Annotated in this window: 9 protein-coding genes, 1 pseudogene and 1 riboswitch; of the genes and pseudogenes, 6 read left to right on the top strand and 4 right to left on the bottom strand. The window is 28.1% G+C overall.

The window, feature by feature from the left end; all coding sequences use genetic code 11:
* Window positions 1-108: 108 nt before the first annotated feature.
* Window positions 109-822, top strand: a complete 714-nt coding sequence (locus KGF38_RS03695; protein ID WP_054271776.1) for a response regulator transcription factor — start codon at window positions 109-111, stop codon at window positions 820-822.
* A gap of 175 nt (window positions 823-997) precedes the next feature.
* Here the strand turns inward: KGF38_RS03695 and KGF38_RS03690 are convergent, their stop codons facing one another.
* Both KGF38_RS03690 and mgtA read right to left on the bottom strand, forming a co-directional pair.
* A complete protein-coding gene (locus KGF38_RS03690; RefSeq protein ID WP_074179253.1) occupies window positions 998-2,536 on the bottom strand; it encodes an ABC-F family ATP-binding cassette domain-containing protein in 1,539 nt (512 codons plus the stop codon).
* A 542-nt stretch (window positions 2,537-3,078) separates the two neighbouring features.
* Window positions 3,079-5,769 carry a magnesium-translocating P-type ATPase gene (gene mgtA, locus KGF38_RS03685; protein WP_074179255.1) on the bottom strand — a complete coding sequence of 897 codons (2,691 nt, stop codon included), beginning with the start codon at window positions 5,767-5,769 and terminating at the stop codon, window positions 3,079-3,081.
* 345 nt (window positions 5,770-6,114) lie between these two features.
* Window positions 6,115-6,273: riboswitch (M-box (ykoK) riboswitch) on the bottom strand.
* A gap of 529 nt (window positions 6,274-6,802) precedes the next feature.
* Here mgtA and KGF38_RS03680 point away from each other — a divergent pair.
* The 4 genes and pseudogenes from KGF38_RS03680 to KGF38_RS03670 all read left to right on the top strand — a co-directional run bounded on the left by KGF38_RS03680 (window position 6,803) and on the right by KGF38_RS03670 (window position 11,144).
* Window positions 6,803-9,673 (top strand): EAL domain-containing protein, encoded by a 2,871-nt coding sequence (locus KGF38_RS03680; protein ID WP_074179256.1) that lies wholly within the window; start codon window positions 6,803-6,805, stop codon window positions 9,671-9,673.
* A gap of 358 nt (window positions 9,674-10,031) precedes the next feature.
* Window positions 10,032-10,166: pseudogene (locus tag KGF38_RS20325) on the top strand (Lrp/AsnC family transcriptional regulator); the annotation flags it as partial.
* Window positions 10,167-10,487 (top strand): Lrp/AsnC family transcriptional regulator, encoded by a 321-nt coding sequence (locus KGF38_RS20320; protein ID WP_407815552.1) that lies wholly within the window; start codon window positions 10,167-10,169, stop codon window positions 10,485-10,487.
* Window positions 10,488-10,559: 72 nt separating this feature from the next.
* Window positions 10,560-11,144, top strand: coding sequence for a DJ-1/PfpI family protein (locus KGF38_RS03670; RefSeq protein ID WP_074179258.1), 585 nt, complete (start codon window positions 10,560-10,562; stop codon window positions 11,142-11,144).
* 4 nt (window positions 11,145-11,148) lie between these two features.
* On the opposite strand, the gene KGF38_RS03665 is transcribed toward KGF38_RS03670, so the two are convergent.
* Entirely contained in the window at window positions 11,149-11,472 is a 324-nt protein-coding gene (locus KGF38_RS03665) for a winged helix-turn-helix transcriptional regulator (protein ID WP_054277684.1), read from the bottom strand.
* A 152-nt stretch (window positions 11,473-11,624) separates the two neighbouring features.
* Between KGF38_RS03665 and KGF38_RS03660 the strand changes: the two genes are divergently transcribed.
* Entirely contained in the window at window positions 11,625-12,143 is a 519-nt protein-coding gene (locus KGF38_RS03660; protein WP_074179259.1) for a nitroreductase family protein, read from the top strand.
* A gap of 181 nt (window positions 12,144-12,324) precedes the next feature.
* Here KGF38_RS03660 and KGF38_RS03655 read toward each other — a convergent pair whose 3' ends face one another.
* On the bottom strand, window positions 12,325-12,993 hold the full coding sequence (locus KGF38_RS03655) for a phenylalanine--tRNA ligase beta subunit-related protein (protein WP_074179260.1): 669 nt from the start codon (window positions 12,991-12,993) through the stop codon (window positions 12,325-12,327).
* Window positions 12,994-13,030 lie beyond the last annotated feature (37 nt).

Below are 13,030 nucleotides of genomic sequence, written 5' to 3'. Positions count from 1 at the left end.
ATATACTTGATTTTATTTAATTATTTGAATATACTTTAAGCAGAACATAGGGAGTGAGAGGGATGAAATAGACAAAAAAGAAGAACTCTTTATAGGAGCGATTTTAAAATGGAGACATACTTTAATAAAAAAATATTACTCGTGGATGATGAAAAAGATATAATAGATTTAATTGAAGAAGTACTTATAAATGATGGTTTTAAAAATATTGTTAAAGTCTACAATGGTTTAGATGCTATTTCTTTATGTAAGACAGAATGCCCAGATGTCATTATTCTTGACATAATGTTACCAGATGTGGATGGAATAGAAGTGTGTAAAAAAATTAGGGAGTTCTCATACTGTTCAATTCTTTTTCTTTCATCAAAAGATGATGATATTGACAAAATACTTGGTCTTAGTAGTGGTGGGGATGATTATATAACGAAGCCATTTAGCCCAAGAGAGGTTGTATTTCGAGTTAAAGCTCAATTACGTAGACAACAATACCAAAGCATTATACCATCAGACGATGTATTTATTAAGTTAGGGAATATTACTATAGATACAGAAGGAAGTCGTGTTTATAAAGATAGAAATGAAATTGAGTTAACTGGAAGAGAGTATCAACTTTTAAGTTATATGGCTCAAAATGTAAATAAAATTATAAGTAAAGAAAGATTATATGAACAAGTGTGGGGGGCATATAGTAGCATCTGTGATAATACAATTATGGTACATATACGTCATATAAGAGAAAAAATTGAAAATAATCCTTCAAATCCTAAAATACTTATAACAGTTAAAGGTCTAGGATATAAACTTGTAAATAGAGTTGATTAGAATGGATTTTAATATTAATAGGCACTTATTTATGAGTGCCTATTAATATTTGTATTCTAGTAATAGACTTTATAATCTAGTAGATTCTTATTTTTTAAGTTTCTTAGCAATGAAACTTCAGTCAAAAGATTAATACATGTATTGAAGTATTGATTAAACAATATTACAGATAGATTTATATTAATTGTTTTTCTATATTAAATACCTTATCAATCCAACCTTTATAAAATTTTTCTTCATGGGATACTAGTATGATACTTCCTTTAAACTGTTTCAAGGCATTTTGTAAAGCATCCTTTGTTTCTGCATCAAAATGGTTGGTTGGTTCATCTAGAATCAAAAAATTGCAAGGAGATAACATCATACAACATAATTTAACCTTAGATTGTTCACCACCACTTAGAGTAGATACACTTCTTGAAACATGCTCTTCTTTTACTCCACATTTAGCTAGGTGACGTCTAATTTCTTTTGTATTAAATTTTGGATACTTATCTGCCACTATTTGAAGTGGTGTTTTAGTAGGATTTTCCCATTTTAAATCTTGTTCATAATAACCAATTTTAACTTGTTCTGAAAACTTAAAACTTCCAGCGATACAAGGAATATCTTTAACTAATGTCTTTAACAAAGTTGATTTACCAATTCCATTAAATCCAGTTATAACTATTTTTTGACCTCCATCAACAGATAAATTTAGTTTTGGAAGCAAAGAATAGTAGTAGCCGACTTCAAGATTGGTAACTGTAAGAGCATTTTGAGCAGATATTTCAATCTCTGAAAATTGAACATTTGGTTTTCCTACAAAGCTAGGAGGAGCTATTCTTTCTATTTTATCCAATTGTTTTTGTCTTCCTCTTGCAATTTTTGAATTTACTCCAGCTTTATTTTTACGTATAAATGTTTCTTCTTTTTCTATTTTCTTTTGTTGTGCTTGATATCTTCTAATATAATCCTCTCTTAAATGCGATTTTTGTTTAAGAAACTCTGAGTATTTTCCATGATACTTCTTAATCATACCAAATTCTATATCAAGAATGCCTGTAGAGATTTTCTCTAAAAAGTCAAAATCATGGGAAACTACAATAAATGCTCCAGCAAATGTATTTAAATAACTTGAAAGCCACTCAACATGTTCTTTATCTAAAAAGTTTGTTGGCTCATCTAATAATAAAACTTCATGATTAGAAAGTAGTAGTTTCGCCAAGATTACTTTTGCTCTTTGCCCGCCACTAAGTTCTCCAACTACACGATTCATTCCTATTGAATCTAACCCAAGACCATTTGCTATTTTGTTAACTTCATTGTCTACAGAGTAGAAATTGTTTGCTATTAGTTGTTCTTGATATTCTGATGCCTTAATTAGTAGTTGTTCATTTCCAGACAGAGCACTCTCTTGATATAGCAAATTCATCTCTTTTTCTATTTTATAAAGCTCTTCAAATGCAGAGTGCAAATAGAGGGATATTGTTGTATCTCTATTAATTTCTGCATATTGGTCTAGATGACCAATTTTGATATTAGTTTGCCATTTAATTTCTCCTTCATCTGGAATAACTTCTCCTAATAAAATTTTGATTAAGGTACTTTTCCCTACACCATTTTGACCAACTATACCAATATGTTCACCTTTGAATAAATCAAAGTTAGCTTTCTCATACAGTGACTTATCCATAAAACCTTGTGATAAATTAGTTACTTTTAATAAACTCATAATCCAAACTCCTTTTCTTTTATTAAAAAATTTATGAAAATAAAAAAAGCAGAGGAAAGGCATTCTAAAATGCCGACCTCTGCTTTTGGAAAAACAAAAGGTCATAGACAAGCATTGTTGTCTATGACCAGAAAATCTATATATCTATCGGCAAATAGGCGATTTTAAATAAGCATAGCTAAAAAAACTATACTAACCTATATTTGCCGACGAAGATAGAAAGCTCTAAGCCTCCAGATTAACCTCTACACAACGCTTCATCGTATACATTTGTGTAGAGTTAAGTTTTCTAACAAGTTTAACTAATTCTATATAAATCATAATTATTCACATCCTAATCTTAATTCTAGTTTATTTATATTTAAACTGTACTTTGTACTTTTGGTATCATCTTATTTATTTAAAATATAATTTACTAATTATAACTTAAGTTATATTATCATAATACATAGTTATAGTCAACAAGAAAATTATTTTCATGTAGTCACTTTGATAACATAATAAATTAAAATTTATATTATTAAGATGAAGGATAGTATTAATTATAATAATTCTCCATATTTTTTTACAAATACCTTTTTTAATATAGTTACTAAAACCATATAAGATAAAATAGTAAAAATCAATCCAATAAAATATATACCTGGAAGTGGCATCATACCAATAGCATGACCAAGAGATGTATATGGTATAATAGTACCAATCACAATTCCCATTGTTGTAAAAAGAGTTAATTTCCATGAAGCTCGACTTTTAATAAATGGGATGTGTGGAGTTCTTATCATATGAATAACTAATGTCTGAGACCATAAAGATTCTACAAACCATCCAGCATGAAATAGAGATATAAACCCAAGCTGACCTATAGTATCTAAGCTATGAAAACTTCCACCAAATACATTTGGGCATACTACAAAATACATTAGTATATATGTTGTAATATCAAAGACTGAACTAGTTGGACCAATCCAAGTCATAAATTTACTTATAGATGATGAATCCCATTTTCTTGGAATTTTTAGATAATCATCGTCTACATTATCCCATGGAATAGTTATACATGAAATATCATAAATTAAGTTTAATATTAAGAGCTGAATTGGTAACATTGGTAAAAATGGCAAGAATGCACTTGCTATTAATACAGAGAACATATTACCAAAATTAGAACTTGCAGTCATCTTTATATATTTTATAATATTTGCATATGTTTTTCTTCCTTCAATAGCACCTTGCTCTAGTACCATAAGGTCTTTTTCAAGTAGTATAATATTTGCACATTCTTTAGCTATATCAACTGCGGTATCTACAGATATTCCAACATCAGATGCCTTCATAGCAGCAGCATCATTTATACCATCTCCCATAAATCCAACAATATGTCCATTTCTGCGAAGAGATTCAACTATACGAGATTTTTGTTCTGGAGAAAGCTTTGCAAATATACTTGTATGTTCTACCATTTTATCAAGATTTTTATCATCCAGGCCTTCTATATCTGAGCCAAGCAAGATATTTTCAATTTTGATGCCTACTTGTTTACAAATACACTTTGTTACTGCATCATTGTCGCCAGTTAGAACCTTTACATCAACTCCATTTTTAAGTAGAGCTTTTACTGCACTAGATGTACTTTCCTTTGGTGGGTCAAGGAATGCAAGATAACCTATTAAAACCATGTTACTTTCGTCAGAAACTGAAAATTCATCTATAGGTGAAGGATTGTTTTTCTGTGCAATTCCCAAAACTCTCATACCTTTATCATTGTATTTAGAAACTGTTGCAATAACTTCTTTACATATTTCATCTGTCATTAATTGAATCTCATCTTTATACTCAACATGAGTACAGATTGATAACATTTCTTCAATAGCACCTTTTGTGATAAGCTGAGTTTTTCCAAATTTATTTTTAACTACTACACTCATTCTTCTTCTATTAAAATCAAATGGAATTTCATCAATTTTTGTATAATCTCTCCAAAGTTCTTGCATACCATTATCATTTGCATGGTTAATAATAGCTATATCCATAAGATTTTTAAGTCCTGTTTGATGATAACTATTTAAAAATGCATGTCGAAGAATTCGTTTATCTTCTTTTCCATGAATATCAAGAGAATACTCTAAAACTACTTTGTCTTTAGTCAAAGTCCCAGTTTTATCAGTGCAAAGTATGTCCATAGCACCAAAGTTTTGTATAGAGCCTAAATCTTTAACAATAACTTTCTTCTTTGACATAGCAACTGCTCCTTTAGCAAGGTTAGCAGATACTAACATTGGTAACATCTCTGGTGTAAGTCCAACAGCTATTGAAAGTGCAAACAAAAAAGCTTCCATCCAACTACCTTTTGTAAAGCCATTTACAAAGAGAACTATTGGAACCATAATAAACATAAATCTTATAAGTAGCCATGAAACTGAGTTAACACCCTTTTCAAAACCTGTTACAGTTTTTTTGCTTGTTATTTGTTGAGCCATAGAAGCAAATATAGTACAATCACCTACTGAAATAACAATAGCTATGGCTGAGCCACTAATTATGTTACTACCCATAAATGCAATATTATCTAAATCAAGTATGTTATTGGTAGTTCCTTTGTAGACATCAGAAAATTTTTCTATTGGCTCACTTTCTCCTGTAAGAGAAGATTGACTAACAAATAAATCTTTGCATTGTAATATACGTACATCAGCTGGAATCATATCACCAGCAGCGATATGAATAATATCTCCTACAACAACTTCTCTTAGTGGTATTTCTATTAATCCTTTAGAATCACGCATAACTGATATAGTGGTATTTACCATATCACTTAGGGCTTGTGCCGCTTTGCCAGAACGAGATTCTTGAATAAATTGTAGCAATCCACTTATAGTTACCATTGTCAATACGATAATGACTGTAGTTGCGTTTTTATCAGTTGGATTTGCTAAAATAACATCTGTGATAAAAGAAATTATAGCTAAAATAAGAAGTACAATAGTGAATGGGTTTATAAAAGCTTTGACAAATTTTTTTATCATTGAGTTACTAGATTTTTGAGTGATTTCATTACTACCATACTTGTTTCTCATTATATTAACCATTTTTTCAGAGTAACCACTATAAGAATTTCTATATTCATTTAATAAAATAGAGTCGTTCATTATAGCTGAATCAAGTATATCTTCTTTTGAAGTTGAATTACATGTAGTTTGTGTAATAAACTTTTTATTTAATTTTTTTATCATGTCTGAGACCTCCTTAAATATTTATCTATTTTTAAAATAAGGAAGTAAAGACATAAGCCTGTGACGAAAAACATCACTAGTTTTAAATTTATTAAAAATAGGGAGAAGAAATAAGACGTACAAAATAGTACAATTCTTCAAATAAGTGACTACTTCGCTCAACAGAGCTTATGTTATTACTACTTCCTGCGTCCATTCTTCTCACCTCCAAAATTCAAAATATATAAATCTAAAATAAGCATTAAAAAATCCCTTATCAAAGCATAAACAATGACAAGGGAATTAAACCTATAATAAAAACAACCAAGGCATAGAAAACCTAAGTATATTTATAATACAGTAAAAATATTTAATCATCGTTCAAGCTTTAACTTCATAGGGCAATGAAATTGCATTAGATTATGCCTTGGAATCGACATAGACTGTTGACCTTCTCATAGTGTCTCCACTATTTTGCGGCAGCAACCCGTATCCCTATGGTAGCCTCACCTACCGAGATATTTAATTTATATGAGATTATAATATATAAAAAACTATTTGTCAATACATGAAAAACTACATACACAACCAATATATTATATTCTTTTGACAAAATTATTGTTCCAAATCTTGTATTTGTAGAATTACAAGTACCTTTAATATATGCCTTTTTTAAACAAAGTTATGTAAAAATTTATTTCTGATAAAATTGTATAATCTATGAATATAATTAAGGCTATTGGCTCCATAATTTTGATATAGTTTTACTATCTTTGTGAAATATTATAACCTGTAGAACTGGCTGAATACTATTGTTGAATTTTCAAGTATGTGCTAATATACATATATAATTGTTGGAAATAAAATAAATGTAAACTTTATATAGAAAGTATACATTTAAATTAATCATTAAGTATACTTGTTTATATATGATTATATAAACAAGTATACTTTGAATATAATATAATTAGTGAGAGAGTATAGATAGGTATTATTATGAAAATAATCACAAGCAATTTCAATAAAGACTTTTATAAAGGGGGGAATCAGGTTTGTGTCGATTAAAAGAATTGTTTTTATAATGTCTTTAATTAGCTGTATAGTATTTATGTATCTCCCAATACAAGCAATTGCTACATCAGAAAAACGCGTTGTAAAGGTAGGTTTTTTTGAGTTCGAAGGGTATCATGAGTATAATGAAACTGGAAATAGAAGTGGGTATGGATATGAGTATCTTCATGAGATTGCAAAGCATACTGGCTGGACATATGAATATGTATCTGGTACATGGGAAGAATGTCAAGCTATGTTAGAAAATGGTCAGATTGATTTGCTTACATCTGCACAGTATACAAAAGAGCGTGCAGAAAGATTTGACTTCTCAGAATTGCCTATGGGAAGTAGTTATGCACGCATTACAGTAAAACGTGGAAATTCAAAATATTTACCAAATGATTATAAAAATTTTAATGGAATAGTGATTGGGCTACTTGATAGTAATAGTAGAAATGAAAATTTAAAAAAATTTGCAAACGAAAAGAATTTTAATTATACATCTAAATATTTCAAGAACCAAGAAGAATTAGAAAGTGCATTGGAAAATGGAAAAGTAGATGCTATATTAACTAGTAGTTTAAGAAAGGCTAAAAATGAAAATGTAATTGCTCAATTTTCTCCTTCTTCATTTTATTGTATTGTAAAAAAAGGTAATACTCAACTATTACAAGAAGTTAATAACGCTCTAGAAGATATAGAAATGGATAATCCTGCATATAAGTTTAATTTGTATAGTAAGTATTATCAATCTAGTAATCAAAATGAGTTTATTCTTTCTAAAGAGGAACATAATTATCTAAAAAGAAATAATAGTATACGTGTAGTTAGCATGCCAGAATCATATCCACTATCGTATTTAGACAATGGAAAATTTAATGGTATAATATCAGACATGTTTAATTTAATTGTTAAAGACCTTGGTTTGAATATAAATTATATAGAAACCAACTCATATAAAGACTCAATTAATATGTTAAAAGAGGGAAAAGCAGATGTAATATGCTTTTTTAATTCTGATTATGGATGGGCAGAACAGAATGGAATAAAAATTACATCTCCTTATATGGAATTGAATTACAGTGCAATAACTAAGAATTATAGGAATACTGAATTTAATGATATTGCTGTTGTAGATAATGATAAATTTAATGATGAGTATATCAAAAAACGTTATGAGAAAGCAAAGATTAAAAGTTATAAATCTGAAAACTTAGCTATAAATGCAGTAGAAAGAGGCGATGCAGATGTAGCATTTATAAATACATATTCTGCTGAAAATTATATACAAAAAGATTATAATAATTTAAAAGCAATTTTAGTTACTGATTATAAAACCAATATATCTTTAGGTGTTAACCAAGATACAAATCAAGTATTATATTCTATTTTGGATAAAAGAATAAATTCACTTAATAAGGATGAGTGTTCTGAAATTATTGCAAAGCATACAATGTTTCAAAATTATGATACTAGTTTGTCTCAATTTGTACATCAGCATCCAGTTCAGACAGTTTTAGTTTCTTTTTGCTTTTTCTTAATTATAATAGCAGTGCTTTTTTATATAATTGCAATTAATAGAAGACACTCAGTACATATTTTTGATTTAGCATTTAAAGATACAATTAATGGAATTTGGAACTATAACGGATTTGAAAAAGAAACAACAAAAATTTTAGAGAAATATAAAGAGAAGTATTATGCATTGGTTGCTTTTGATATAAAGAAATTTGCTGTGATAAATGAGAATTATGGTAGAGATTCTGGAGATATAATCATAAAAGAAATAGTTTCAGTTTTAAAAAGAATTATAGGTGATACAGCCTTATTAGCTCATGTAAAAGCAGACCATTTCCTTTTTCTTTTACCATATGAGTTTAAAAAGGATTTGGAACTAGTTCTTAACAATATAAATGAAAATATATCATATTTTGAAGTGAAAGGTTTTAGTATTAAAGTCAAACCTAACTTTGGAGTATACAATATTGAAACTGAGAATATTCCTGTAACTAAGGCGATAGATTATGCCGAAATTGCTAGAAGAAAATCAAAGGAAAGTAAATATTCTATAGTCTATTTTGATGAGTCACTTAGAGAAAATCTTAGAAAAGAAAAAGAGATTGTTGATAGGATAGATTATGCATTAGAAAATGAGGAGTTCCAAGTTTATTATCAACCCAAATTTGATATGAGAACAAATAAAATTATTGGAGCAGAAGCACTTGTTAGGTGGAATCACAAAGAGCTTGGTTTTATGAATCCAGGAGAATTTATTCCTATACTTGAAAAGAGTGGTGGAATTATAGATGTTGATTTTTTTGTGTTGGATAAAGTATGTAGATTGACTCGTTTTTGGATGGATTCTGGAATTAAACCAATTTCAATTTCTGTAAATCAATCAAGAGCACATTTTCAAAGAAAAGATTATATAAATAGATTACAAAATCTACTTGTTAAATATAATATACCTAGAAATATAATTGAACTTGAGATAACTGAAAGTTTGTTTGAAAATGATAGTATATCAAATGATATGATAAAAAAGATTAAAGAGCTTGGATTTTTTATTTCTGTTGATGACTTTGGTTCAGGTTACTCTTCTTTGAATCTTCTAAATCAGGTTTCTGTAGACATTCTAAAAATAGATAAATCTCTATTAGATAATTCTAAAGGGGAAGGGAAGATTATAAGTAAAGTAGTTGAGATGGCAAATGACTTGGGCTTAGAGGTGATTTGTGAAGGTGTTGAAAATATAGAGCAAGCAGAATTTTTAATTAGTATTAATTGTTATTATGCACAAGGTTATTTATATGCTAAACCTATGCCAAAGGATATGTTTGTTCAGAAGGTGGAAAAATCTAAAGATATATAGAAATTGTATAAATATTTAAGTTGTTATAGTAGTATATTAAAGATTATAATAAATAAAATATTTGTGTATGACATATATAAATGAATGAAAAAGTTAAATGTATAGTAAAGGCACTTCATAAATTATGAAGTGCTTTTTATTATTGTAAAAATAAGTAATATATTATGAATAACAAAAATAATAACATTAATTAAATCTTAGATAATCTTAGGTATAATATATGATTTACTTTGAAAAAACTTAAATTTTAAGGTGAAATAATATAATTATATTAAATTTTATTGAAATAATCAAAATTATTTACTTAATATAACTTATTAGTTAGAATTATACTAAATAATTAAGGAGGTGAGTAGCGATAGATGAGATAGATTTAAAAATAATTAATTCTCTAAAGAAGAATAGTAGAGCCTCAACTTCTGAAATAAGCAGACAAGTCAATTTATCAATACCAGCAGTATCAGAACGCATAAAGAAAATTGAGCAGTCAAATATAATTCAAAAGTATACTATCCAAATCAATCGAGAAAAAACAAAATATAAACTTTTAGCTTTTATATTTATCAATACTGATTTATCTGAAAGTATGGAAGATTTTAAGCAAGCTATATTGAAACATGAGACTGTATTGGAATGTCATCATATTTCAGGAGAGTATGATTATTTGATAAAAGTATTAGCAGAAGATACAAGTGACCTTGAAGAATTTATATCTGTTACATTAAAAAGAATCAAGGGAATTCAGAAAGCTAATACAACTATTGTTCTATCTACAATTAAAGAAGAAATTAATACATGTAAAAATATTTTTTAAATATATTAGTAGCTAAATATTAAGTATATTACTTATCTTTATTTTAACTAAATTTTAGGAGGAAAATATAATATGAAAATTTTAGTTTTTTTAGCAAAAGGTTTTGAAACTATGGAATTTAGCGTATTTATAGATGTTATGGGATGGGCTCGTAATGATTATGGTTGTGATATCGATGTAGTAACTTGTGGCTTTAAAAAGAAGGTTATAAGTACGTTTAATATTCCAATACTTGTTGATAAGACCATAGAAGAAGTATGTGTTGATGATTATGATGCTCTTGCTATTCCTGGAGGCTTTGAAGAGTTTGGATTTTATGAAGAAGCATATGACATGTCTTTTTTAAACTTAATAAGAGAGTTTGATTCAAAAGAAAAGATAATTGCGTCTATTTGTGTGGCGGCATTACCAGTTGGTAAAAGTGGAGTTTTAAAAAATCGTAAAGCTACTACATATCATTTGAAAAATGGTCAAAGGCAAAGGCAGTTAAGCGAATTTGATGTAAATGTAATTAATGAACCAATTGTTGTAGATAAAAATATTATAACTTCATATTGTCCAGAAACTGCTCCACATGTAGCTTTTAAACTTTTGGAAATGTTGACATCCAGAGAACAAATGGAGACTGTTAAACTAGTTATGGGATTTAAACTATAATGAGCTATAGATGTTCTAAGTAATCAGAACCCCAATCACACATACAATCTAGAATTGGAATAATACTTTTTCCAAAATCCGATAGTGAATATTCTACTTTTGGAGGAACAATAGGATAAACAACTCTGATAATTAAACCATCTGCTTCTAATTCACGTAGCTGTTGAGTTAACATTTTAGGAGTTGCTTTAGGAATTAATTTTCTTAGTTCATTAAATCTCAATATAGTGTCTTTAAGATGCCAAAGTATAAGTGTCTTGTATTTACCACCAATCAATGCGAGTGTTGCTTCTATTGGACAACTGTATTCACTAGAACATTTTTTCATTTTTAAGCTCCTTTCATATATTTTAAAGTATCTTTTTAGGTACTATATTACAAAAAAGTGCATTATTGTAATATAAAACTATAGTGATAAAATTATAGCATAGGTTAAATGAATCATCAACTTTACCTAATAAAATGATGGGAGGTAATTAAATGAATTTTGTTGAACTTGCAAAAAAAAGATATTCTTGTCGTAATTATCAAAATAGAAAGGTCGAAAAAGAAAAACTTGAGAAAATTTTAGATGTTGCGAGAATAGCTCCAACTGGTGGTAATCGTCAACCTCAGAGATTAATTGTTATTCAAGAAAAGGAAGGGCTAAATAAACTTTCGAAGGCTGCTAATATATATGATGCACCATTAGCTATTATCGTGTGTGGAGATAAGGAAAAAGTTTGGACAAGACCTTTTGATGGGAAACAACTTACAGATATTGATACAAGCATAGTCACTGACCACATGATGTTACAGGCAACTGAACTTGGATTAGGAAGTGTTTGGGTGTGCTATTTTAATCCAGATGTAATTAGAGAAGAGTTTAGCATGCCAGATAATTTAGAACCAGTAAATATATTATTGATAGGATATGAGTCTAAGACACCAGAAAGCCCAGATAGACATGAAAAAACTCGTGTTTCTCTTAGTGAAATTGTTTCTTATGAAAATATTTAGTCAGAAAAGCAAGTTATATACATGATAAATGTCATAAAGTATTTACTATAAAGAAAGTTTAAAATAAGTAATATCTGCATGAAATTAATTTTGGTGAAGTATGTCTAGTTTTAATAAAAGATATACTTCACTAATTTATTTGTTTAAAATATTTATTAAACATGAGGGATTTATGAATTAACTAAAATATATCTATTGAATTAACTTTTAAATCTGAAAAAGCACTTGAGACATAATCTTTTATATCACTTAGATGCTCTTGAATTTGTTTTTCTGATATTCCATCAACTCCATATACAAAATACAAAATATTTTTAGTATCTTTTGTTATAGATGTTCGACTATCTGGTCCATTAAGAATGCTGGATAATATACCGATATTATCAGATAAAAATAAATCATGTTTTGTTAAAACCTGTTCTTTTCCGGTTATACCATAAAAATGTTCACCACCATTTGCTACATCTATTTTCAAAGGTAATTCTATCTTATCAAGGTTATGTCCTGCTGTTAGAAGAAGGTTTTTTAATTCTGCTAAAAACATTGATTCAACTGTTATGCCTACATCTGGGATACCTTTTGATTTTAACAAAAGAGATTCCAATTGAAGTAATACAGGGTAAGTTTTCTTGAATCTTTTATAATATTTTATGTAATTTGAAATGGGTTCTGTTTTAATTTTTTCTTGACGATTGTACTCTGGTCTTTGTTTAAGGATAGTTTCAGTTACAGAGTTTTTAAGAAATAGAAAATTTTCTTTATTAGGATTTGAATATGTAATATTTATAACCATAACTCCAAATTTAATATTAGGATACATTTCTTTTACTTTATTTGATATTTCTAGCATAATATAGACTCCTTTTTATTTTTTATTTTATGATATA

The sequence above is a fragment of the Clostridioides sp. ZZV14-6387 genome, from assembly GCF_020657835.1.
GTDB lineage: Bacteria > Bacillota > Clostridia > Peptostreptococcales > Peptostreptococcaceae > Clostridioides > Clostridioides difficile_A.
This window is presented reverse-complemented; position numbering and strand designations above follow the sequence as displayed.